20 protein-coding genes are annotated in these 23,534 nt (G+C 68.2%); 9 read left to right on the top strand and 11 right to left on the bottom strand.

Annotation, left to right across the window (positions count from 1 at the left end):
• Positions 1-138 precede the first annotated feature (138 nt).
• Entirely contained in the window at positions 139-327 is a 189-nt protein-coding gene (locus ACTJLF_RS09360; RefSeq protein WP_019655183.1) for a hypothetical protein, read from the top strand.
• On the opposite strand, the gene ACTJLF_RS09355 is transcribed toward ACTJLF_RS09360, so the two are convergent.
• Complete coding sequence (locus ACTJLF_RS09355) at positions 320-1,795, bottom strand: HD domain-containing phosphohydrolase (RefSeq protein ID WP_019655184.1); 1,476 nt, start codon at positions 1,793-1,795, stop codon at positions 320-322. The genes ACTJLF_RS09360 and ACTJLF_RS09355 overlap by 8 nt on opposite strands.
• A 209-nt stretch (positions 1,796-2,004) precedes the next feature.
• Here ACTJLF_RS09355 and ACTJLF_RS09350 point away from each other — a divergent pair, with 209 nt between their 5' ends.
• Positions 2,005-2,580: a DUF308 domain-containing protein gene (locus tag ACTJLF_RS09350; protein WP_019655185.1), complete on the top strand. Its 576-nt coding sequence runs from the start codon at positions 2,005-2,007 to the stop codon at positions 2,578-2,580.
• A gap of 370 nt (positions 2,581-2,950) precedes the next feature.
• Here ACTJLF_RS09350 and ACTJLF_RS09345 read toward each other — a convergent pair whose 3' ends face one another.
• Both ACTJLF_RS09345 and ACTJLF_RS09340 read right to left on the bottom strand, forming a co-directional pair.
• The gene (locus tag ACTJLF_RS09345) at positions 2,951-3,184 is read right to left on the bottom strand and encodes a hypothetical protein (RefSeq protein WP_019655186.1); all 234 of its coding nucleotides are present in this window, start codon (positions 3,182-3,184) and stop codon (positions 2,951-2,953) included.
• 59 nt (positions 3,185-3,243) lie between these two features.
• Positions 3,244-3,810 (bottom strand): TetR/AcrR family transcriptional regulator, encoded by a 567-nt coding sequence (locus tag ACTJLF_RS09340; protein WP_019655187.1) that lies wholly within the window; start codon positions 3,808-3,810, stop codon positions 3,244-3,246.
• A 208-nt stretch (positions 3,811-4,018) separates the two neighbouring features.
• Between ACTJLF_RS09340 and ACTJLF_RS09335 the strand changes: the two genes are divergently transcribed.
• Together ACTJLF_RS09335 and rrtA are read left to right on the top strand one after the other, a co-directional pair.
• The gene (locus tag ACTJLF_RS09335) at positions 4,019-4,585 is read left to right on the top strand and encodes a hypothetical protein (protein ID WP_019655188.1); all 567 of its coding nucleotides are present in this window, start codon (positions 4,019-4,021) and stop codon (positions 4,583-4,585) included.
• Between the two features lie 152 nt (positions 4,586-4,737).
• Positions 4,738-5,331 (top strand): rhombosortase, encoded by a 594-nt coding sequence (gene rrtA, locus ACTJLF_RS09330; RefSeq protein ID WP_020723112.1) that lies wholly within the window; start codon positions 4,738-4,740, stop codon positions 5,329-5,331.
• A gap of 104 nt (positions 5,332-5,435) precedes the next feature.
• Here rrtA and ACTJLF_RS09325 read toward each other — a convergent pair whose 3' ends face one another.
• Complete coding sequence (locus ACTJLF_RS09325; protein WP_080647847.1) at positions 5,436-8,330, bottom strand: endo-1,4-beta-xylanase; 2,895 nt, start codon at positions 8,328-8,330, stop codon at positions 5,436-5,438.
• A 181-nt stretch (positions 8,331-8,511) separates the two neighbouring features.
• Between ACTJLF_RS09325 and ACTJLF_RS09320 the strand changes: the two genes are divergently transcribed.
• A complete protein-coding gene (locus ACTJLF_RS09320; RefSeq protein ID WP_019655192.1) occupies positions 8,512-9,474 on the top strand; it encodes a LysR family transcriptional regulator in 963 nt (320 codons plus the stop codon).
• A 179-nt stretch (positions 9,475-9,653) separates the two neighbouring features.
• Here the strand turns inward: ACTJLF_RS09320 and ACTJLF_RS09315 are convergent, their stop codons facing one another.
• The 5 genes from ACTJLF_RS09315 to ACTJLF_RS09295 form a co-directional block, all read right to left on the bottom strand.
• Positions 9,654-10,361: a VIT1/CCC1 transporter family protein gene (locus ACTJLF_RS09315; RefSeq protein WP_019655193.1), complete on the bottom strand. Its 708-nt coding sequence runs from the start codon at positions 10,359-10,361 to the stop codon at positions 9,654-9,656.
• A 32-nt stretch (positions 10,362-10,393) separates the two neighbouring features.
• Positions 10,394-10,951 carry a cytochrome b gene (locus tag ACTJLF_RS09310; RefSeq protein ID WP_019655194.1) on the bottom strand — a complete coding sequence of 186 codons (558 nt, stop codon included), beginning with the start codon at positions 10,949-10,951 and terminating at the stop codon, positions 10,394-10,396.
• Between the two features lie 274 nt (positions 10,952-11,225).
• Positions 11,226-11,687, bottom strand: a complete 462-nt coding sequence (locus ACTJLF_RS09305; RefSeq protein ID WP_019655195.1) for a hypothetical protein — start codon at positions 11,685-11,687, stop codon at positions 11,226-11,228.
• A 32-nt stretch (positions 11,688-11,719) separates the two neighbouring features.
• Positions 11,720-11,842, bottom strand: coding sequence for a hypothetical protein (locus ACTJLF_RS09300; RefSeq protein ID WP_279615605.1), 123 nt, complete (start codon positions 11,840-11,842; stop codon positions 11,720-11,722).
• Positions 11,843-12,184: 342 nt separating this feature from the next.
• Entirely contained in the window at positions 12,185-14,329 is a 2,145-nt protein-coding gene (locus tag ACTJLF_RS09295) for a glycoside hydrolase family 3 N-terminal domain-containing protein (protein ID WP_019655196.1), read from the bottom strand.
• Between the two features lie 132 nt (positions 14,330-14,461).
• On the opposite strand from ACTJLF_RS09295, the gene ACTJLF_RS09290 reads away from it, so the two are divergent.
• Genes ACTJLF_RS09290 through ACTJLF_RS09275 form a run of 4 tightly spaced genes read left to right on the top strand, consistent with a single transcriptional unit; the run spans position 14,462 to position 21,223 of the window.
• Positions 14,462-15,757 (top strand): glucoamylase family protein, encoded by a 1,296-nt coding sequence (locus ACTJLF_RS09290; protein ID WP_157773707.1) that lies wholly within the window; start codon positions 14,462-14,464, stop codon positions 15,755-15,757.
• The gene (locus ACTJLF_RS09285; RefSeq protein ID WP_440882944.1) at positions 15,754-17,166 is read left to right on the top strand and encodes a glycoside hydrolase family 15 protein; all 1,413 of its coding nucleotides are present in this window, start codon (positions 15,754-15,756) and stop codon (positions 17,164-17,166) included. The genes ACTJLF_RS09290 and ACTJLF_RS09285 overlap by 4 nt, the downstream gene beginning before the upstream one ends.
• Positions 17,163-18,923, top strand: coding sequence for an ABC transporter ATP-binding protein/permease (locus ACTJLF_RS09280; RefSeq protein WP_019655199.1), 1,761 nt, complete (start codon positions 17,163-17,165; stop codon positions 18,921-18,923). The genes ACTJLF_RS09285 and ACTJLF_RS09280 overlap by 4 nt, the downstream gene beginning before the upstream one ends.
• Positions 18,920-21,223 carry a CocE/NonD family hydrolase gene (locus ACTJLF_RS09275; RefSeq protein WP_019655200.1) on the top strand — a complete coding sequence of 768 codons (2,304 nt, stop codon included), beginning with the start codon at positions 18,920-18,922 and terminating at the stop codon, positions 21,221-21,223. Before ACTJLF_RS09280 ends, ACTJLF_RS09275 begins: the two co-directional genes overlap by 4 nt.
• Here the strand turns inward: ACTJLF_RS09275 and ACTJLF_RS09270 are convergent.
• A complete protein-coding gene (locus ACTJLF_RS09270) occupies positions 21,205-22,848 on the bottom strand; it encodes an alpha-amylase family glycosyl hydrolase (RefSeq protein ID WP_132752668.1) in 1,644 nt (547 codons plus the stop codon). The two genes, ACTJLF_RS09275 and ACTJLF_RS09270, sit on opposite strands and share 19 nt — an antisense overlap.
• A gap of 87 nt (positions 22,849-22,935) precedes the next feature.
• A complete protein-coding gene (locus ACTJLF_RS09265) occupies positions 22,936-23,526 on the bottom strand; it encodes an NADPH-dependent FMN reductase (RefSeq protein WP_019655202.1) in 591 nt (196 codons plus the stop codon).
• Between the last annotated feature and the right edge of the window lie 8 nt (positions 23,527-23,534).

The raw sequence follows: 23,534 nt of genomic DNA, 5'->3' as shown, positions 1-23,534 counted from the left end.
GAACGTCTTGGAGGCCAATTCATGGCTGCATCCGCTCGCGCGTCCGCGCGTGTCTCTTCATTCCCCGACTCTTACGAATCCACCAGCGCCGAATCGCTTGCGCTGCAGGCCTGCGACGACGTCTAGAGCCTGCACGAGGTGCGGCACGCCTACGCCGGCCTCGAAAGGCTCATCGGCCCCCAGCGCGTGAACGATGCGGAGGAGGTCTGCTCCAGCCGCTCCGAACTCAGTGCGCTGGTGCGCGTCGTCAACGAAGAACTGCGCCGGCGCATCGAGGCGGCCGAGGGCACGCTGCGTTCATTGCGCGCCGCCGTGGCCGCTAGATGAGCCCCCGGGTCGCGGCCTTCAGCGTCGCGGCCGCGCGGGTCGTGCATCCGAGCTTCTGGAACAGGCGCTCGACATGGGTGCGCACCGTGCTCGGGCTGATGCCGAGCACGCGAGCGACTTCCTTCGTGTTGTGGCCCTGGCTGATGCAGCGCAGCACCTCCAGCTCCCGCTGTGAGAGGGAGGCATCGCCTTGCGCCTGCACGGCTGGCTTCGGCGACGTGCCCGGCATCGCGCATGCGAGCAGCGCGGTGACGACTTCCGCGTCGAAGCGGCCTGCCGCGGCATCTTCCTGCATGCGGTCGAGCGCCTGCGTCTGAGTGAACTCTTCCCGCCACGGGCGGCGGGTGCGGTGCGATTGCCACTGCTGCGCCGCCGCGACGATCTGCCCCTCCAGCGGCATCGTCGAACCCGAGCGGCCGCGGAAGTAGCCCGACCCGTCGCGCCGCTCGAAGGCGAAGGACGCGATCTCAGCCTCCGCCACCAGGCCGGCGATCTGCCCTGCCGCGCGGGAAGTCCAGTACGGCACGAGCCGCACGCGCTCCAGCGACGAGGCCGGCAGCGGCTCGGGCGCATTCCATACGGCATTGGGAACCGCAGCGCGCCCGATGCCATGGATCAGTCCGGCCTTGTAGGTGCGATGGCACGCCGCCTCGTCCAGTCCGAGCTGCGCGGCACAGTCGCGCGCCAGCCGGGCCACGCTGCGCGAGTAGCCCGTCATCCAGGGCAGCTTGAGGTCGATCACGTCGCCGACCAGTTCCAGGCCCATGCGCCGGAGCATCGAGGCAGGCTGCTCGGTGGGCTCGGCCCATGGCGCGACGGGGGCATCCAGCTCCTTCATCCATGCAGCGGCATGGGGCGCGCTCGCGTCGACGAGCAAGGCCGGGTAGAGGCTGTCCGCACGCCCGCGCGAGATCGTGAGCGCCTCGTCGATGCCATAGAGCCGGCCGAAGATTTCGAGATCGCTCGCCAGCGCCACCACATAGGTCGCGAGCGGAACCTCGTTGCCTTGCAGCACGCCGGGAATGCCGCTGCCGTCGTACGCCTCGAATACCGCGCGCAAGGCTGCTTCGGTCTCGCGGCTCAACCCCAGCGTGTTCGCGATGTCGCCCGCGATCTCGCAGTGGATGTCCGCCATGGCCAGTACCGCGTCGGGCACCGGGCCGCCGATGGGCGGCTGGCGCACGCGCGGTGCCGGCGACGCGAGCAGGGCGCGCCGGCCCTGCACGTCGTCTTCGAGGAAGTCGGCGAACTCCTGGGCATTGGCGGTGCAGCCCGACCAGCGCAGCAGCGCGACATGCCGCACCGCCTCGATCTGGTCAGCGTCGCAGCCGGCTTCTTCCGCGATCTTCCCGGCAAGCCAGGCCGTGCGCAGCGAATGGTCGGTCGGCTGGCCCATGCTCAGGTCACCGATGAAGGCCAGCGCGCGGACCGCGTCGAAAACGGTGATGGTCGTCGTGTCGTCGGGCATGGGAAGTGGGTCGCTGCGGGCGCAGGCAGACAGGGACGCAGCATCGCACAGTTCATGGACCCGTGTCGGTCATCCGACGGATACCGCGTGCGGCGACGACGCGGAAGAATCGTCGCATCCGTGCCGCTCGCTCCTTTTCTCGACGAGCGGCAATCCTTCGATCCGTGGCTCCTGCAGCCGTTCCGCCACAACCGCCATACACCGACGCCATGAAAACCGAATCCCAGCAAGCCGCCTGGCTGCGCAAGTACTACCTCGTCCGTGCCGCCTTCTCATTCGCGTGGGTCGCGGCGGTCTTCACCCTCGCGAAACAGTCGCCCGCATTGGCGGCGGTGCTGCTGATCGCCTACCCCGCGTGGGACGCCCTCGCGAACCTGCTCGACGTCAGGATGTCCGGCGGCGCGAAGGCCAACCTAACCCAGCTCTTCAACATCTGGATCAGCGCCCTCGTCACGCTCGCGATTGCAGCCTCGCTCGCGATGAACCTGCAGATCGTCCTCGCGATCTTCGGCACCTGGGCCATCGCCTCGGGCCTGCTCCAGCTCGCCACCGCCATCCGCCGCCGCAAGGACAGCGGCGGACAGTGGGTGATGATGCTGAGCGGCGCGCAGTCCGCGCTGGCCGGCGGTTTCTTCGTCGCGCAGCAGGGCGGGAGCGCACCTGTGCTGCAGACGGTTGCCGGCTATGCGGCAGTGGGGGCGGTGTATTTTCTGATCTCGGGGGTGGTTGTTTGGGTTCGGGAGGGGAGGCGTGGGGTGAAGGGGTTGGTTGCTGGCAAGAGTTGAAGTGGGATTGCCTGCCGGGGAGGACGGCTTGAGGGTGGCCGGGCTTCCGTTGTCGGCCCATAAGACGCATTGCCGCCAGTCTGTAGCAGCCATTCAGGATGCGGGTGAGGCAGAACGCCGCATGATTTCTTGGATGGCGGCTTTCGCGCAAAGCTTCACGTCCCTTTTGCTCGATTCAAGCCCGGCTTGAAGCGCAGGAATCGATTTCAGCGTCCCGATTCGATTCAATACGGAGTGGCAATGGACCTTGTCGTGAGGGTCGGTTGATTCCACACTTCGGAGTTCATGACCTTCTCTCGCATCGCCATGCGCGAAATGAGGTCCTGCAGGTATCTGCCGCATCCGGATATCGGCCGGCCATCCATCGCCTTCATGGGAGGGCCAGGTCCAGACCAAGCACCTTGCCAAGCCCGAAGGCGAGGAGCGAGATACCAAGGAGCGACAGCACGAAGACTGCGGCCACCTTGCTGCCCGCACGTAGAGCAGTGCTCTGCTTCTCCTTTCCCTTTCTCCCTCGCTCATAGTGCCACTTGATGGCGAAGAACATGCCCGCGCCGAACACGAGGACCTTGAAGGTAACGAAGACTACGGGGATCCAATCCATCTTTTTCAGTATCTGCAGGCCATCTCCTGGCCATGGTTCCAGGCATCAGTGGGCCAGCGTCAAGCTGCACCGGCCGCCTGGCGCACCTGGGCCATCAGCTGTTGCGCGACCGTCTCGAAGGGTTCGAGGCTCTGGTCGGCCCGGCTCAGCACTACCGCGCCTTCCGCCGAGGCGATCAGCATCATGGCGAGAGAGCGGGCGCGTGCCGGCGGGAGGCCTCCCTTTCTCAGCAGGTCCGCCAAAAGGCCATGCCAGGCGCGGAACACGACGGTGGCATGCGAGAGGAGCTCGGCCGAGTCGGTGGCCACCGTGACGGCCAGCACGGCGCAGCCGGCCTCGCACTGCGAACGCGTGAGCACGGCGCGCCAGATCGCGAGGAAACGCTCGGCCACTGCCTCGGCCGAGGCGCCTGCGACGGAGGTCAGCGCATCGGCCAGCACGGCACCGGCGCGGTCGACGGCCGCGGCCACGAGCTGGTCCTTGCCATCCGGGAAGTGGTGATAGAGCGATCCGCGCGGCGCTCCCGTGGCCGCGATCACCTCGGAAAACGAGGTGGCCTGCAAGCCGCGCTGTGCCAGCAGCGCCATCGCTCCTTCGACCATGCGGTCGCGCACGTCACCCGCCATGCCGTTGTTTCCTCGTTCGAGCCGTTCCCAAAAAATATGACAACCATCATAATTGGCGCTACTATGACGATCGTCATAGTTTCGGTCCGAGGAACACACCGTGCCCGCTCGTCGCCATGCTCTCCTCTGCGTACCCCTGGCTCTGGCCCTTGCCGCCTGTGGTGGGATCCCTTCCACTTCCCCTTCATCCTTTGCAGGAGCTTCACCCATGACCGTTGAACAGACCAGGCAAGCCATCGCGGGCGACTGGATCAGCATCGCCCCCGAGATCCGTCCCAGTGCGCAGAAGGCCCCCGACGGCACGCTCAAGCCCTTCTATCTGAAGCGCGAGTTCAAGGCGTTGGCGGGCGATCGTTTCGAGCTGGCCATCGCCAACTCGGCCGATCCCTACGGCAAGGTGCTGCTGGCGAGGATCCTGATCAGGGGCCACATGCACTGGCAGGGCGAGCACCCCATCGCCCCCGGCGCGCAGAAGGTCGACTTCGTGGCCGACGAGGCTTACGAGGTCACGCCGCTGCTGCAGGCCTTTGCCGATGTGCTCAACCAGGTGGCCGCCCAGGGCTACGCCAAATGGGAGGTGGGGCAGACGCAGAGCGTCTTCGGCAAGAACTTCGCCCCCTTCGGGCTGAGTGCTGGCAAGAACTTCATGGAATACGACCTGGTGTACGTCTCGCACGGCCTGCTGTTCTGGGGGGCGCGCCACGTGGACGGCCGAGGCTTCGACACCGAGCAGAACCGGCCGACCAATCTGCAGATACCGCTGGCACGCAAATAGGGCCGCGTACGCGGCCATCGTCGACGCCCGCAGGGGCAGGTGCCATGCGCCAGCTTCGCCGCGCTCGACCGGAGCGCTGGCAGCCGGCGCAGGCCAAGGGCAGAATTCGGCCACAACAAGGTTTCACCGAATCCCCGACTGGGCTGCGCCCCGTGCAATCTCTCCCACAGCGGTCCTTCGCCAACTGGCTCGTCCCCATCGTCGTCGCCTGCCTGATGCTGGCCTTGCAGGCGGGCGGCGAGCCCGTGTACGAAGCGCTGCGCTACGAGCGCGCCGCTGTGCTCGGCGGTCAGCCTTGGCGCCTTGTCTCGGCGCACGTGGTGCATCTGGGCTGGGCGCACTGCCTGATGAACGCTGGCGGGCTGGCCCTGTGCGCCGCGTTCGCGGCCGGCACGCTCGGCTGGCGCGCCTGGGCCATCGCGATCGTCGTGCTGGCCCTCGGCGTGGGAATCCTGCTGGTGGTCGCATCGCCTCGAGCCACGAACTATGCGGGCCTCTCGGGCGTGCTCTACGGGCTCTTCGTCTGGGTGCTGGCGCCACGCGCCTGGCGCGGCGATCGCGTGGCCTTGATCGTCCTGCTTGCCGTCATCGCACGCATCGGCTGGCAGATGCTGCATCCGCCTTTGGAAGCACAGCGCGCGCTGATCGGCGGCGACGTGCTGGTCGAGGCGCACCTGTACGGCGCGCTGTGCGCATTGGTGCTATGCCTCTGCCAGTGGGCGTGGCCGCACTTGCGGAGGGCCTGAGCCGGCGGCCCTCCATCGAGATCCGGCTCACCTTGCTGTCGAGGCCGTCCATGAGGGCGCGCTTGCGATGTAGCCGCGGCCGAGGCCCGACCGCGGCGCCCGCTTTATCGCCGGCGGCGGCGGGCTACCGCGAGCGCGGCGAGGCCGGCCAGCGCCAGGATGAGGTCGCCCGCGTCCAGCGATCCGCCGCTCCTGCGGAACGGAAAGGCGATCGGCATTGCCGGTGGCGGCGAGGAGGGAGGCTGCGTCGTCGGCGGGGTCGTCGTCGGCGGCTGTTCGTCGTCCGGCGCGTAGGACTCGACGTCGTAGGCGTAGAGCCTGACGCTCGTGCCCTCCGTGGGGCTCTCCGCCTGCATGGCGACGAACCCGCCGACGGAGCCCTGCCGCTGGCTGATGGCGTTCCCGGCGTCCCTGTTGGGCGTCTCGCCATCGTTCACTTCCTTCAGAACATGATGCTGCTTGATGCCGTCCTTCTCGGTGTAGAGGAACATCTTCATCGCGCCGGTCTTCGGGTCGATGGGCGTGTTGAACCACACCGCCTGATCCAGCGCTCTTTCGGCTATCTGCGAGCCCTCCTGGCCGTTCGTCTGCCGCGTGATCAGCGAGTTCTGACCTGCCACGACGGTGCCTGTCGCACCGTTGCCTCTGAAGACGATGTGCGGGTAGGCGTTGGTGCCATGGATGAAGCTCTGCATCGTGTGCCCTTCCTGGACCGCGTACGGTCCTGCGGCAGGGCTCTTCGCCTCCTCGAAGACGAACTTGAGGTTGTCCTGGGCCAGCGCAGGCTCGCTCGCGGGCGCATTCGAATTGCGCAAGGGCACGAGGACATCGCCACGCAGCACGACGGGCGTGCGCGACAGCGATTCGGGTGAGGCCGTGGTCGCGGGCTTGCTCCTGTTGGTCAAAGCAGCGGCCTGCGTCTGTCCGTTGGAAGCCGACTCGCCGGACACGACCATGTACGTCCTGCCGGGCTCGAATCTGGTGACGAGTCGCCAGGCTTTCTCCGTCGACGCATCCTTCTGCAACCTCAGCCCGAACGGGCCGGCGATCGGGTCTTGCGGCTGCAGCACGAGCGTGGCGCGGCCATGTCTAGGCACAGCCTTCGTTTCCACGACGCCGGACGCTCTCGCCATCCCGTCGCTTCCATACGAGGTCTTGTACTGCTTGAACGCGGTCACGCCGTCGCTAAAGCGAACATCCGCATAGGAGAACGGTGCCTCCAGGGCGTTGGCGGCATCCATCCACCCGACGGTCATCTTGCCGAAGGACAGGACGAAGGTCGCCGTGTTCTCCACGGAGGCCGTTGCCGGTGCGGGTCCCCGCGCGGTCACCGTCACATGGCAAGGCTTTCCGGGCATCACGGCGCAGTCGGGCGGGTTGAACTTCATGCTCTCGACGGCAAACCCCGCGGGCAGCGAGACGTTGGCAGCGGTGAAGATGACGTTCTTCGTTCCGACCGGCACGTTGATGTCGAGCATCGCCTGGGCGTTCTTGCCGCCCCAGGTCCGGGCCTTGAAGCTTTCTCCGCCATAGCTGAAGGTCGCTGTGACCCCGTTCGGCGGCAGGCCCGCATCGATGAGGTACTGCTCGGGGTTCGTCGTGGCCCAGTACGCCTCCTTCGGCTGGCCGACGCCGGACCACGGATATCCGTTGGTGTGATAGCCCGGGTCCGTCATGCCCCACCAGGTCACCCGGTGCACGCCGCCCTTGTACTCGGGGTGACGACCTCCCGGTCCGGCGGCGTACTCCTTGAGCAGGCTGAAGAGCTTCGCGTACTGGATGCCCTGCTCCTTGAACAGGGCATCCATCTCGGGGCCGTTCTGGATCCGCTGGCCTTTGTCCAGGCCCAGGGTCGGTGCGAGATCCAGCTCTGTCAGGTCGACGTTCACCCCGGTCTCGAGATAGGTCCTGATGGTCCGCTCGAAGGCGTCGAGGTTGAGCCTCATGTCCCAGTGCCCCTGCGTGCCGATGACGTCGACCAGCGGCCTCGGATTTCCCTTGGCATCCAGCAGGACCCGCCCCTTGCCCGCGGCCGATTCGGCGGCGTACCGTTCATTGAACTCCTTGACCATCGAAGCGATCGCGGTGGCCTTCGAGGCTCGCTCGTTGTCGTTGAAGTCGTTGTAGTTCAGGATCGCGGTCGTGTTCTGGCGCGCGGCGTAGAAGGCGTCATACATGTAGTCCCAGCTCTTCCCGCCTTTGGCGTAGGCCTGGGCCCATCGGGAGGGACGCTCCTCCGGGCTGTAGCCCGTTCGCAGCGCGTTCCTCCAGTCGGCAGGGTTGTCGGGGTTGTCCTTGAACGCCTCGTTGACGACGTCCCAGGCGTAGGTCTTGAACGGTGCCTGATCGAAATGGCCGGCCACCGTCCGGATGTAGTACTCCAGGTTCGTCTTCGCCGTTGCGTAGTCCCACGGGGTTTCCCATCCGCCGTTCGCAGTCAGGACATTGGGGGCGGGCCATTGGGCCGACTGGTTGTGCCAGACCAGCACGTGCCCCGTGACCTTGACGTCGCGCGCATTGGCCGCGCTGATGTCGGCGTTGATGCCCGAGGTCAGGTTGGTGAGGAAGTTCGGGGTCGGATTGCTGATTCCCCCGTTCCAGAACTCCGGCTTCATCGCGTTGCCGGGCGTCACCACGTTGAAGTGTTTGACGGTCATGGCAGCGACCGAGTTCTCGCCCGGCACCACGTCGGCGCCGAAGTTGCGCGCGTCGAGATTGGTGCTTCCGATCAGGAAGTGGTTCTTGTAGACGTCCTTCAGCGCCGGCCAGTCGGCGGGATTCGTTGGCCGATCGGCCGCCAGAGCGGCGTTCGCGATCGCGAGTGCGCTCGGCAACGCAATCAGGAGGCTCTTGATGCGAGGCCTTGTGAACATGGTCCCGATCCTCCTGGCGGTCCTGAGGATCGGAGGGTTCGTGCTGCGCGTGTTCCTCGATCTGAAGGCGGGGCCGTTCGATGCGGCCGGCCGTGCGGCCGCCAGACCCGATGATCTGATTTGCATGATGTCTCCGGAATGGAATATGCGGGGTGCGGCGAAGTTGCCGCGACTCGCCGGCTCTCTGCGGAGCCCTGGTTGACCGACCCGAAGGCTAGGTGACGGCCCCCTGCCGGTCCACTGACTTTTTCGCTAGCATCCATTCCAAATGCTGATGAGTTCGGGCAAGACCTCTGGTAAACCCCTGATGCTGGCGCAAGTCTCGCGTCTGCGTTTCCGGCATCTGCAGTTCCTCGACATCCTCGGAAAGACGCGCAACCTGCGCCTGACTGCCGAGCAGATGTACATCACGCAGCCGGCGGCCACCAAGGTGTTGATGGACATCGAGGAGATGCTGGAGGCGCGCCTGTTCGACCGCCTGCCGCGCGACATGCAACCGAACGAGCTCGGACTCTTCACGTTGCGGTACGCGCACTCGGCACTCGACGGCTATCGCAAGTTCGTGGACGAGTTCAGCGCCCTGAAGCAGGGAGGACACGGCCATCTCTCGATCGGCGCCATCTCGGGTGCGGCGCACGTGCTGACTGCCGCCGTGGCCGAACTGCAGCGCCTGCGGCCGCTGCTGGTGGTGAAGGTGCTGGAGCAGAGCAGCGACCAGCTCATCGTGTGGCTCGCCGAGCGCAAGATCGACGTGATGATCGGCCGCTTCACCGACGAATCCCGGCGCGACCAGTTCCACTACGAGAACCTGACCGGTGAAAGGCTGCAGATCACCGCAGGCGTGCACCATCCGTTGCGCGGGCCGAACGCCCCCGGGCTGAGGGAGCTGTCGAACTGGCCTTGGATCCTGTATCCGGCATCCACCGCGCTGCGCAAGGTGTCGGACGACATCTTCCGCAGCACCGGCCTGTCGCTCACCTCGGGCATCGTCGAGACGCCATCGTTCCTGTTCGCGCTGGAGCTGTTGCAGAGCACGACCATGCTCTCGCTGCAGCCCGCTGCGCTGGTGGAAAAGTATGTGAGGCGCGGACTGCTGACGCGCATCGCCACCGAGCTTCCCACCCGCATGCCCGACTTCGGCCTGATCACGCTGCAGGGCGAGCCGCCCACCACGGCCGCGCTGGCGTTCATGGACGTGATCCGCAACATGGCGGACCACAAGCGAGAAGCGGCGTCATTGGAAAGAGCGACGCCCGGTCCGCTGGCCTAGACGGCAGGACGCACGATCACTCGTGGCGGCCCGATGCGAGGTCGGTCGATTCGCAAGCCGACATCGGGTGAACGCAAGGGGAATGCCGTTGATAGAACCCATCCCCAATCTGCATCCGCCTGCAAACGCAGTCATCCTCCGTCGCATGCGCCATGCCTTGCCGAGGCTTGCGTCGCCCCTCATGCAGACGCGCCGAAGAGAAGCCCCGCGCCAGCGGTGACACCCATCGCGAGCGTCCCCCAGAACACGATCCGCCAGACGCTCTTGCCCACGGAGGTGCCGCCGATCTTCGCGGCCGCAGCGCCCAGCAGTGCAAGGAAGCCCATGGCAGTCGAGACGGTCCATGGCAGCAGCGATGCGTGTGGAGCCAGTGCCACCACCGCCAGCGGCATCGCCGCGCCCGTGGCGAAGCTTGCGGCCGATGCCAGTGCAGCCTGCAGCGGGCGGGCACTGGATGCGTCGGAGATGCCAAGTTCATCGCGAGCGTGCGCGCCGAGCGCGTCGTGCGCCATGAGCGCAGCGGCGACATCGCTCGCGAGATGATGGTCCAGGCCGCGGCGCATGTAGATCGCGGTCAGCTCCCGGTGTTCAGCCTCAGGCTGCTTGTCCAGTTCGGCGCGCTCGCGTTCCAGGTCGGCCTGTTCGGTGTCCGCCTGCGAGTACACCGACACGAACTCGCCCGCGGCCATCGACATCGCGCCGGCCACGAGGCCGGCCGCCGCCGTGGTGAGGATGCTCGCGTGGCTGGCGTTGGCCGCGGCGACGCCCGCCACGAGGCTGGCCGTCGAGATGATGCCGTCGTTGGCACCGAGCACGGCGGCGCGCAGCCAGCCGACATGCTCGGTGCGGTGGCGTTCGGGGTGGGCGCGGTAGTGGAATGTCTTCATAGTCTCTCGTTGTGCGTCGGCTGTTCCTGCTCTCAGCGGGAAGCGCGTCCCGGCAGCATTCGCAGGAGTGTGTTGTCACGGGTGATGTAGTGGTGCGCGAGTGCGGCAGCAGCATGCAGGCCGATCAGGAAGTAGCCGGCCGTGGCCAGCGCCTCGTGCAGGTCCTTGAGCTGCCTCGAAAGCGCCTTGTCCGCGCCGACGAGCGCAGGCACGTGCAGGCCGAACAGCGTGATCGGTGCGCCTTGCGCGCTCAGCGTCAGCCAGCCCAGGACAGGGGTTGCGATCATGAACACGTAGAGGGCGAGGTGCATGAGTTGTGCGGTCCTGTCCTGCCACGTCGGCACTGGCGGTCGGATCGCAGGTGCCGCTCCCGCACTCCATCGCACGATCAAGCGAAGCATGACGAGCGCGAGCACGGCCAGCCCCAACAGAAAGTGCAAGGGCTTGAGGCTGGCGCGCAGATCGCTGCCCCTTGGAGCGAGTCCGCGCAGTTCCATGCAGGCGTACACGGCCGCGAGCAGCAGCAACATCAGCCAGTGCAGACCGATCACCCACGAGCCGTAACGGCTCTCGGAATTCTTGAATGCCATGGCGTTCCCCTTCAGAAATGCCCATCGGCAAACGGTGGGCCCGCCGCAAGGTCGGCCCGATGTGTCGGGCGCCTGCTTCGGTACTGCATGGAAGAGAAGACATGCGAGCGCTCGCGTGCCTCTAGCGGTGTGGACGCGCCCTGAAGACGAGCGCGTGCCTGAGTCGAGTCAATCATGTGTGACCTCCGGATCCGAAAAACGACTGGGAGCTGCCGCCCGCGCTCTGGGCGGACAGCAGACGGCCGCCGTCTGCGCTGAGCGGAGACGGCGCTTTTCAGGTCGCCGGAGGCGGGGCGGTTCGCGGCGGCGAGCGCCGCCAGGGTGAGGACAGGGGAGGCGCGCGGATCGCAGCGCGGCCCCGGCCGAGGGGCGCACACGTAGCGAGCCTGGGAAAGTTGCGCAGTGCCACCACGAGCGGCAGCATCGCAAGCACCATCGCCATCAGTCTTTCCAACCCGTGACGCAGGATGTCAGGCAGGTCGGTGCCTGCACTGGAGGGGACGAACAAGGTCGTTTCCCTGCTGCTGGCATGTTCCGGCCGCTCGTCGGGTTCGAACTGCACGATCGCGCTCGCTGCGCGGATACGCAAGCCCGGCTCGTCTTCCCAGCCGTCCTCGCGGAAGTGCACTGCGATGAACGGCTGCAACGCTGCGAGCAGCACGAAAGCGATGCACCACCATGCCACCTGCAGGTCGACGAGATGCCGGACGACGCGGCGAAGGTGGAGGGGCAGCATGTGGAGATGGAGGCGAACGTCTTATCCGGTGCTCAGGCCATGTCGAACCAGAAGACGAGCCATGCGCCCAGTGCCAGCAGCACTGCCGCCAGTGCAAGGTATTGGCGGCGATCTCGGGAAATCCAGTGTCGTTCTTGTTCGATGCTTCTTGACATGGAAAGCCTCGGCCTGAAGAGGGTGCATCGGGACGTATCGGCCGTCATGCTTGCCCGAGGGCGCAGCGTTGCAGCGTGGCGCGAGCTTAGGCAAGCTGGCCGCTCAACGCAACATCGTGGGCGATTTGAACCCGGCCTGAAAAAGAGAATTGTTGTCGTTCGCCATTCAGAGAAGCGAAGACACGAACCGCGGTCTTTGGATCGAGCCGAGGCGTCGACATGAAACATGCGTCTGCAGGGCCGCCTTCGTGCCCGGGCGTCGGTCGAGGCGAGAGGTTCTCAGCTACGGCGCCTTTCTCCAGCAATGCCTCCGCACCCGCCGCGCGGCGCGACTGCGAGTACTCAGCGCAGCTCGATGCTCTGGCGCAGCAGGCCTGACGGCTCCGCGCTCGGTCCCACCAGAATTTCCACCTCGCCCTCGTCGAACAAGGGCTCAAGGTCGGGTCCGAGATAACGCAGTTCGGACGCGGGTAGCGCCAGTTCGACGCGGCTTTCTTCACCAGGCTTCAATCGCAGCTTCGCAAAGCCCTTGAGCTCCAGGAGCGGCCGGGTGACGCGGCTCACCTTGCGGCGGGCGAACAGGAAGACCGTTTCCTCGGCCTCGCGCGCGCCGGTGTTGCGCAGGGCGACGCTGATCTTCAGCGTGTCCTGCGCCTGCACGCGGCGCGGCTCGACCTGAAGGTCGTCGTAGCCGAACCGGCCGTAGCCCAGGCCGTGGCCGAAGGCATACAGCGGCGAGTTGTCGACGTCCTGGTACCTGCTCGTGAAGTAGTCGCCGGGATTCATCGGCCGGCCGGAGGGGCGCTGGCCGAAGTAGATCGGTACCTGCCCGACCGCGCGCGGCCAGCTCATCGGCGTGCGGCCGCTGGGGCTCTCCCGGCCCGTGAGCACGTCGGCGATCGCATGGCCCGCCTCGACGCCGAGGAACCATGCGGCCAGCAGCGCGTCGCTGTGTTCGGCCAGCCAGGGGATGACGAGCGGGCGCCCGGAGAACACGATCGCGATGACGGGGATGCCCGCTGTCTTCGCGCGCGCGATCACGGCCTCTGCCAGGGCCTGCTGCCGGCCGGGCAGGGCGGGCGTCGCGCGGCTGGCGGCCTCGCCGCTCATCGTGGCGCGCTCGCCCAGGCACAGCACGACCGCATCGGCGCCATCGCACAGCGCCGCCGCCGCTTCGATGCCGCTGTCGTCGTCGCTCTCGATGGCGACACCCGGCGCGTGGCGCACGTCGGCCTGCGGCAGCGCGGCGCGCAGGCCGGCCAGCACGGTGACGGCCGGCTCGTGCTCGCCCGCACCCCACCACGGGCCTTTCATCTCGGTGTTCGCGTCGGCCAGCGGGCCGATGACGCTAAGTGTCTTCGCCGCAGCGGGCAAGGGCAGGGTGTCGCGCTCGTTCCTGAGCATGACGATGGACTTGCGCGCCGCGTCGCGCGCCACCGCACGTCGCTCGGCGACGGCCTGGGCGGGCTCCTGTGTCGAGCCGCGGCGGTAGGGGTCGTCGAACAGGCCGAGCTCTTCCTTCAGCCGCAGCACGCGGCGCACGCTCGCGTCGATCTCCTCGATCGTCACGCGGCCCTGCTCGAGGGCGACGGGCAGGCCCTTGCGGTAGGCATCGGCCATCATGTCGATGTCGACGCCGGCCTTCAGCGCCAGCACCGCGGCATCGACGAGGTCGGCGGCGACGCCGTGCTTGATGAGTTCCGCGATCGCGTTGTAGTCGCTGACGATCACGCCCTCGAAGCCCATCTCGCCGCGCAGCCAGTCGCGCAGCAGCGGGATGTGCGCCGTCATCGGCACGCCGTTGAGATCGGTGAAGGCGGGCATCAGCGTCGCGACGCCAGCGTGCACGGCGGCCGCGAAGCCCGGCAGGTGCACCTCGTGCAGGGTGCGCTCGGAGATGTCGACGGCGGCGTACTCGCGCCCCGCGTTCACGCCGCCGTATGCGACGAAATGCTTCGCGCAGGCCGCCAGCGATTCGGCAGAGGAGAGGTCGGTGCCCTGGAAGCCGCGCACCTTGGCCTGCGCGATGCGAGCGTTCAGCCAGGGGTCTTCGCCGGGGCCTTCGGCGGTGCGGCCCCAGCGGGGGTCGCGCGACACGTCGAGCATCGGCGCGAACGTCATCGCCAGGCCGTCGGCCGCGCCTTCGCGCGCTGCCTCGCGCGCCGTGCGCTCCCACAGCGCCTCGTCGAAGGTGCCGGCTTCCGCGAGTGGGATCGGGAAGAGCGTGCGGTGGCCATGGATGATGTCCAGGCCGATCAGCAGCGGAATGCCGAGTCTCGATTTCTCGACGGCCAGCCGCTGCATCTCGTGCGTCGGCCCGGGGCCGACCATGTTCAGCAGGTTGCCGACGGTGCCGTCGATGATCGACTGCGTGGAGTCTCCCGCGAGCACCGGTCCGGTGACCGTGTAGCTGGAGGCAGTCATCGTGAGCTGGCCCAGCTTCTCGGGCAGCGTCATGCGGGCCAGGAGGGTGTCGATGCGACTCATCAGGGATTTCGAATAGAACCCGGGGGCCCAATGATGGCATGCTGCGGGGCAGGGCCGCCGATACTTGTTGTGCGGCCGACGATCCGGTGAAACCAAACGTGACACCCTGGGCCACAACGAAAGGAGCCGTTCGTGTTGAAGGATGAGAGGAACCCGAAGGAACTGGCAGCGCTGCCCGACGAAGCCTTGATCGAGGCGGTGCAGCGGCAGACCTTCCGCTATTTCTGGGACGGCGCAGATGCCGCCAGCGGCCTGGCGCTCGACCGCCGCACGCTGGTCGCCGCCACGGGCGAGGACCTGGCCGACGCGAGGGTCGCGATCGGCGGTACCGGCTTCGGCATCATGGCCCTGATCGTCGCGGTGGAGCGCGGCTGGGTCACGCGCGACGCGGCGCTGGAACGCCTCGGCCGCATGCGTGACGCGCTCCTTCGCGCCAGGCGCTACCACGGTACCTTCCCGCACTTCATGGACGGCGCGAGCGGCGAGACGATCCCGATGAGCCCCAAGGACGATGCGGGCGACCTGGTCGAGACCTCGTTCCTGTGCATGGCCCTGCTTTGCGCGCGCCAGTACTTCGACGACGACACGGCCATGGCGCGCCGGCTGCGCGCCGACTTCGACACGCTGTGGCACGAGGTCGAGTGGGACTGGTTCACCCAGGGCGGGCGCGATGTCCTGTACTGGCACTGGAGCCCGAACCACGGCTGGGCGATGAACCACGAGGTGCATGGCTGGAACGAGTGCCTCATCACCTACTTCATGGCCGCGGCATCGCCCACCCACCCGATCGATCCGCGGGTCTACCACCGCGGCTACGCCTCGGGGCCCGACTTCCTCAACGGCCGCTCGTACCACGGCATCGAACTGCCGCTGGGCCCGCCCAACGGCGGCCCGCTGTTCTTCGCGCACTACTCGTTCTGCGGCCTCGATCCGCACGGCCTGAAGGACCGCTACGCCGACTACTGGGACCTCAACACGCGCCACGTGCGGGTCAACCGCGCGCACTGCATCGCCAACCCCCGGGGCTTTCCCGGCTATGGCGAATCGTGCTGGGGCCTGACGGCCAGCGACGATCCCGACGGCTACCTCGCGCACGACCCGAACAACGACAACGGCACCATCTCGCCGACGGCCGCATTGGCCAGCCTGCCGTATGCGCCCGCCGAGGTGCTGAAGGTGCTGCGGCATTTCCTCACCGTGCACGGCACGCGCGTGTGGCGCGACTACGGCTTCGTCGATGCGTTCTGCGAGGCGCGAGGCTGGTTCGCAGACACCTTCCTGGCCATCGACCAGGGCCCCATCGTCGTGATGATGGAGAACCACCGCACCGGCCTGCTGTGGAAGCTCTTCATGAGCGCGCCCGAGGTGCAGGCCGGGCTGCGCCGGCTCGACTTCAGCAGCCCGTACCTGGGATCGCCCGCACCGTGAGTTCCGGCGCGGCGAACGCCCAAGACCCCGCCTTCGAGTCCTGGCTCGAGGCACAGCTGGCCCACTCGGCAAGAGGAATGCTGGCCAGCGTCTCGCCGACCTCGATCGTCAAGCTGCGAGCGGGCTTCGGCCAGACCGTGCGTCCGGTGGCGGGCGCCATCGTCGCCTCGCCCGTGCTCGGCGACTACAACCCCGATCCGGACTACTTCTTCCACTGGTTCCGCGATTCGGCCGTCGTCATCGACGCGCTGCGTCTGCTCCACCTCGACGGCCGCATCGGCGCCGAGGCGCTGCGGCATCTGCGCGACTTCACCCGCTTCAGCCTTGCCCTCAACGGGTTGGACGGTCACGTGGAGGCCGCGGCGAAGGGCCGCAGGGACCGCGTGGCTCCCGCGTTGCAGCAATACCTGCGCGAAGACGACGACCTGTCGCGCATCCACGGCGATGCGGTCGCCGCCGAGACGCGGGTGAACCCCGACGGCACGCTCGACATCCTGCGCTGGGCGCGTCCGCAGCACGACGGGCCGCCGCTGCGTGCGCTCGCGTTGCTGCGATGGGTGGCCGGCGGGCATCTCGACGCGCAACTGCTGGCCGAAGTCGCGCCGCTGATCCGCTTCGACATCGAATTCACGCTGCGCCGCTGGCGCGAACCGTCGTTCGACATCTGGGAAGAGGAGAGCGGCCATCACTACTACACGCTGCGCGTGTCTGCGGCCGCGCTGGCCGAAGGCGCGGCATGGCTCGAGGGCCTGGGCGAGACGGCGCAGGCGGCCCGTTGCAGGGAAGAGTCGCAGGCCGTGCTGCGGATGCTCGACGACTACTGGGTGGACGAAGGAAGTGGCGGCAATGAGGGCAAAGAGGGTGAAGAGGCGCGCGGCTACTACCGCTCGCGCGTGCTGGCCGATGGCGCCAGCAGCCCGAAGGCGCTGGACATCGCGGTGATCCTGTCGGCGATCCACTGTGCCGGCACGGGGTCGGCACACGTGCCGGCCGACCCGCGCATGCAGGCCACGCTGGCGCGCCTCGATGCCCTCTTCGATGCGGCCTACCCGATCAACCACGGCCGTACGGCGGGTCGCGGCGCGGCGATGGGGCGGTACGAGGGCGACGTGTACTGCTCGGGCGGCGCGTACTACTTCTCGACCCTCGGTGCCGCCGAGTTCTGCTTCCGCGCGGCTGAGCGCGGCGACGAATGCCATCGCGACGCGTGGATCGCGCGCGGCGATGCCTATCTCGCCACCGTGCGCGCCTACACGCCGGCCAGCGGCGATCTGTCGGAGCAGTTCGACCAGCGCAGCGGCGCGCAGACCTCCGCGAAGCAGCTGGCGTGGAGCCATGCGGCGTTCATTTCTTGCGTCTTCGCGCGCCGCGCCGCGCTCGCCGGCCGCGAGGAGCCGCGCGGACGATGAGCACGAGCGCCGAGACCCGCGACGAGCCGGTGGCAAGGGTCGGTGTCTTTCGCCAGGTCGGCGAGCTGGTGGGCGCGCTGCGGGTCTCTCCGGTCGGGAAGAAGCTCGCCGCGCTCATCGCCGCCATCGTCGTGGTCGTGGCGCTCACCGCCTACGGGCAGATCGAGCTCAACAGCTGGAACAAACCCTTCTACGACGCGATCTCGCGCCGCGACTTCAAGGAATTCATGGTGCAGGTCGGCGTCTTCGCGATGATCGCGGGCGCGCTGCTGGTCTTGAACGTCGCGCAGCGGTGGCTGAGCGAAACCCTGCAGATGAGGCTGCGCGAGGCGGTGGTCAGCGACCTCGTCGGCCTGTGGCTGCAGCCGCGCCGCGCGTTCTGGCTCCAGGCCAGCGGCCCGATGGGGGCCCATCCGGACCAGCGCATGCACGAGGACACGCTCAAGCTGTGCGACCTGTCGGTCAACCTGGGCGTGGGCCTGCTGCAGGCCACGATGCTGTTCGGCAGCTTCGCGAGCGTGCTGTGGGTGCTCTCCAAGGACTTCACCATCTTCTTCAACGGCGAGGACCATGTGCTGCCCGGCTTCATGCTGTGGGCGGCGATCGCCTATGCGGTGGCCGGCTCGCTGTTGGCCTACTGGGTCGGCAACGGCCTGATCTCGCGCAACGCCGAGCGCTATGCGCGCGAGGGCGAGCTGCGTTTTTCGCTCACGCGCATCAACGAGCATCTCGACGGCATCTCGCTGGCCGGCGGAGAGGCCGACGAGAAGCGCCGCGTCGCGGCGCACTTCGCGGACGTGCTGCAGGCCACGTCGCGCGTGGTGCTCGGGCTGACCAACCTGACCTGGGCCACGGCGGGCTTCGGCTGGATCACCGTCATCGCGCCGACGCTGGTGGCAGCGCCGCTGTATTTCTCGGGGAAGGTGTCGTTCGGCGGCCTGATGATGGCCGCGGCGGCCTTCACACAGGCACAGTCCTCGCTTCGCTGGTTCGTGGACAACTTCAGCATCATTGCCGACTGGCGCGCCACGCTGCTGCGCGTGACCGACCTGCGCCGGAAGCTGGCGTCCGACCTGGAGGCGCAGTCCGGCGGCAGCCGCATCGCCTACGAGGAGAGCGATGACGGCACGCTCGCGCTCGAAGAGATCGAGGTCCGTTCCTGGAGCGGCCACGACCGGCTCGACGTGCCGGCGCTCGTCGTTCAACCGGGCCAGTGCGTGCTGATCCTGGGGACGCCGGGCACCGAGAAGACGCTGCTGTTCCGGGCGCTCGCGGGCCTGTGGCCGTGGGGCTCGGGCACCTTGCGCCGGCCCGCGGGCGAGACGATCCACTTCATGCCGCGCGGTACGCCCTACATTCCGCGCGGCACGCTCGCCGAGGTGCTGTCGTATGCGATGGAGCCCACCACCTATCCGAGGGAGGCGATGGTGGCCGCGCTGGAGAGCGTCGGCCTGCAGCGCCTGGAGTCCCTGCTGGACAGGACCGCGCGCTGGGAGAGCGAGCTGAGCATGGACGAGCAGCTGCGCCTGGGCTTCGCCCGCGTGGTGCTGCAGGCGCCGCCCTGGCTGGTGATGGACGAGGCCTTCGGCGCGTTCGACGACGACACGCTCGAACTCGTCATCGGCGCGCTCGGCAAGCTCGCGCACACGGGCATCATCCACATCGGCTCGGCCGGCGGGGCGCACGACCGGCTGTTCACGCAGGTGGTTCACCTGGTCAAGGCGCCGCACGACCTGCCCGAGGAGCCGCGACCATGAGGCGTACCGTGTCGACCGTCAGCCGCGTGCGCCGCGCGTTGACGCGGGTTGTGCTGTCGCTGCCCGTCTGGCCGACCTGGTCGCGGGCGGCGGATTTCGGCTTCCGGCCGCCGCGCGATCCAGATGACCCCGCCGCTGCGGAGCTCATGCGCGACCTGGCCGAGCGCATCCTGCCGGTGTACCAGGACGCGGACAAGGACGCCTTCCTGGCCAACGTGACGGCACTGCAGATCGTGAGCGGCGCCTACCGCGCGGCCCTGGACAGCAGCCGCCTGCTGCGCGAGCGCCGCCAGGGCAAGCCCTTCGACGCACTGGTCGAGCGTGCGACGCTCGACGGCATCTACGCGCGGGCGCGGCTGCTGGAGGCCGAGGAGCGCGTCGCCTTCGCACAGGCCTATGCACGCGCCTTCCAGGAGCTGGTCTCGCCGCTCGACAACATGCAGGCGCAGGCCGTCATGGCCCGGCTGGAGATTCCGCCGGACGTGTTCGCGCAGCAGCTGCGCCAGGCCTTCGACCTCTGGCGCGACAAGGGCAGCCTGCCCGAGGCCGATGCGCTGGCGCTCGTGCGGGCCTGGCTGTCCTACCAGTCGCGCCGCAGCTTCAGTGCCTTGCTGCCCGAACTCTTCGCCGCGGAGAACCGCATTCGCTACGTGGCGGAGGCGGGCATCCGGATCCCGGTGCGCGGCGGCGTCATCCACGCCACCATGGTGCGGCCCGGCCGCGCCACCGGGGCGCTGCCGGCGCTGCTGCGCTTCACGCTCGACCCGGGCGAGGATGATGCCCGGCGCAGCGCGGCGAGGGGCTATGTCGGCATCACCGCGTACGTGCGCGGACGCACGCCCGACGGCAAGGGGGCGGTGTGGCCCTTCATGCACGACGGCGAGGACGCGGTGGCGGTCATCGAGTGGATCACCCACCAGCCATGGAGCGACGGCCGCGTGGTCATGCTCGGCGAAGGCTATTCGGGCTACGCGGCCTGGGCCGCGGCGCGCAGGCGGCCGCCAGCGCTCAAGGCCATCGCCACGATCGCGCCGATGGCGCCGGGCATCGACTTCCCCATGGCCGGGCAGATCTTCCGCAATGCGATGGTCCGCTGGGCGCAGGAGCATGCGCTGGCCGAACCCCCGCCCGGACCCCAGTCTTCAGGCAGCCCCGCAGGGGCCGACCAGGACGCGGTCTGGCAGGCGCTCGACGCACGCTGGTATCGCGGCAATCGTCCCTACTGGGACATCGACCGCGTCCTGCTCGGCAAGCGAAGCAGGCTGATCCGCACCTGGCTGACGCACCCGAGCCACGACCGCTACTGGCAGAAGTTCCTGCCATCGGCCGAGCAGTTCGCGCGCATCGACATTCCGGTGCTCAGCTTCGCCGGCTACTTCGGCGGCGACGCCGGCGCGCTCTACTTCCACCAGGAGCACCTGCGCAACCGGCCGCAGGCCGACACGACGCTGCTGCTGGGCCCCTACGACGCGACGACGATCCGGCGCGGCGCCGCGGCCGAGCTGCGCGGCTACGCGCCCGACCCCGTCGCGCGCATCGACCTGCCCGAGCTGCGCTACCGCTGGATCGACCACGTCCTCAAGGGCGCGAACAAGCCGGCGCTGCTGCTGGAGCGCGTCAACTATCAGGTGATGGGTGCGGACCAGTGGCGCCATGCGCCGGCGCTGGAGTCGCCGCAGCGCACGCAGCTGCGCCTCTATCTCGACACGAGCGGTCGCGACGAGCCGCGTCGCCTGCTGGCCTCGCCGGCCGAGGGCGGCGGCAGCGCGCGGCTGTCGGTCGACCTGGCCGACCGGCGCGACGTGCGCACGCCGTGGGCGGACGCGCTGCGCGTGAACCAGCTGCCGATGCGCAACGGCATCGGCTTTGTGAGCGAGCCGCTGCCCGAGGGCACCGAGATCGCCGGCAGCCTGCGCGGCGTGTTCGACATCACGCCTTCGCGGCAGGACGTGGACTTCAGCGTCTCGCTCTACGCGCAGACCGAGGGCGGCGAATGCCAGCTGCTGTTCGAGCCTTACGACTTCCGCGCGAGCTATGCAGGCCACCGCGTGCGACGCCGGCTGCTGCGGGCCGGCGAGCGCCAGCTGCTGGCCTTCACGGTCGAACGCTTCACCGCCTGCAGGCTCGCAGCGGGCAGCCGCCTCGTGCTGGTGGTGGGCATCAACAAGCGGCCCGATCGGCAGATCGACTACGGCAGCGGCAAGGACGTGAACTCGGAAACCGTCACCGACGCGAAATGGCCGCTGCGCGTGCGCTGGCACGCGCGCAGCTACATCGAGATTCAGACCGGCGGGTCCTGATTTTCTTCCGCACCTTCGTTGCCGATCACGACGCCCTCGCCGGGTGAGAGCACCAGGGCGCCATCGACCGGTCCGGCGCGTGCGGGATCGGTCGATGCCAGCACCAGCGGGCGCCGCGGCAGCAATGCCTGCGGCACCGGGGCCGCGGCGGCTCCGAAGTTCAGCAGCACCACCAGCCGCCGTCCTTCGCCGATGCGCGCATAGGCGAGCACATCGTTTCCGGCTTCCAGCGCTTCGTAGCTGCCCCGATGCAGCGCGGGTTGCGCGCGGCGCAGCGCGATGAGGCGCCTGTAGAGCGCGAGCATGGAGTCCGGATCGCGCGACTGCGCCTCGACGTTGCAGGTACGCCAGTCCGATGCAAGGCGCAGCCACGGGCGCCCGGTCGTGAAGCCGGCGTTGGCGTCGGCGCTCCACTGCATGGGCGTTCGCTCGGGGTCGCGGCCCAGGCCCATGCCGGGCCTGTTCTTCTCGAACGGGTCCTGCACTTCGTCGGCGGGAATGGGCACGTCCGTCATGCCGATCTCGTCGCCGTAGTAGAGCGTCGGCGTGCCTCGCAGCGTGAGCAGCAGCATGGCCGCGAGGCGCGCCATGCGAGGCCCGACGCGGCTCGCGATGCGGGCCCTGTCGTGGTTGCCGAGCACCCAGTTGGGCGCTGCACCGGCGGGCAGGGCGGCTTCGTAGTCGCGCACCAGCCGGTCGATGTGCGCGGCCTGCCAGTCGGCCCCGATCAGCTGGAAGTTGAAGGGCAGCTGCACGCCTTCGAGCACGCCCTGGGCATTGAGGCCGTAGTAGGCGACCAGGCGCGGCAGGGGCAGGTAGAGCTCGCCGATCAGCACGCGCGACGAATGTGCGTCGCTGAACTCGTCGACCACGCGGCGCATCTCGGCCACGATGGGCTGTACTTCCGGCAGGTCGGTGTTGTGGAGCATCGTCCAGCGCAGGAACGTGTCCTGGCCTTCGACGTAGTCGGGGTTGAGCGGGTTGTCGCGGAACTGCGCGTCCTTGACGATCTGGGAGAGCACGTCGACGCGGAATCCGTCCACGCCGCGCCGCAGCCAGAAGCGCATCACCTCGTACATCGCGGAGCGCACCTCGGGGTTGCGCCAGTTGAGGTCGGGCTGTTCCTTCAGGAACGAGTGAGCGTAGTACTGGCCGGTGGCTTCATCGAAGCTCCAGGCCGGCCCGCCGAAATTGCTGAGCCAGTTGTTGGGCGGCCCGCCGTCGGGTGCCGGGTCGCGCCAGATGTACCAGTCGCGCTTTGCATCGCTGCGCGCGCTGCGGCTGTGCACGAACCACGGATGGTGCTCCGAGGTGTGGTTGGGCACGAAGTCGAGGATGAGCTTGAGCCCCTTCGCGTGCGCCTCCTTCACCAGCGCGTCGAAGCCCTCCAGCGTGCCGAAGCGCGGATCGATGTCGCAGAAGTCGCTGATGTCGTAGCCGAAGTCGGCCATCGGCGAAGGGTAGACCGGCGAGATCCAGACCGCGTCGACGCCCAGCGACACCAGATGGTTCAGCCGCGCGCGGATGCCGTCGAGGTCTCCGATGCCGTCGCCGTTGCTGTCCTGGAACGAGCGCGGGTAGACCTGATAGACGATTCCGTGCTTCCACCAGTCGTCGGCTGACATCGTGATCCCTTCATGGTCGGCTTGGAGCGGATCATTGTCGCCAGAAAGCGGGAGCGCGGCGCAGCGCAGTGCGGTTCCCGCGCCGCCTCAGGCCGCGGGCCGCCGGCGCGCGCCGGCGAGCATCGCGATCTCCGCCAGCAGTTCATCGAGTGCCACGCGGATGAAGTCGAGCGTCGATGCGTCGACCAGCCGGCCGTCCTGGATGCGCGAGGCCACGTTCGCGATGGCCACATGCTGGCGCACGAGCGGCCGCGCGAGCGTGGCTGCCAGCGCGTCGCGGATCTGGGCCTGTGCCCGCACGCCGCCGGCGGTGCCGGGCGAGGCCGTCATGATCAGCGCGGGCTTGCCCTTCAGCGGCGATGCGAAGCCGGGCCGCGATGCCCAGTCGATCGCGTTCTTCAGCACGCCGGGCATGCCGTAGTTGTATTCGGGCGAGCACAGCACGATGCCGTCGGCGGCGGCGATGGCGCGCTTGAGTGCAGCCACCGGCTCGGGCGGCGCATCGCCATCGAGGTCGGCGTTGTAGGGCGGGATGGCGTCCAGCGGCGCGATGTGCAGCGTCACGCCTGCGGGCAGCAGCGGCTGCAAGCTGCGCAGCACGGCCGTGCAGTTGGAGGCCCGGCGGATGCTGCCGGAGATGGCGACGAGTTGTACGGTGGGTTGGTGGTCGTTGTTCAAGGTGTGCT

Source organism: Variovorax sp. 22077 (assembly GCF_052044195.1).
In the GTDB taxonomy this organism is placed as follows: domain Bacteria; phylum Pseudomonadota; class Gammaproteobacteria; order Burkholderiales; family Burkholderiaceae_C; genus Variovorax; species Variovorax atrisoli.
Note: the sequence above shows the minus strand (reverse complement) of the source record. Positions and strands in the feature narration are given on the sequence as shown.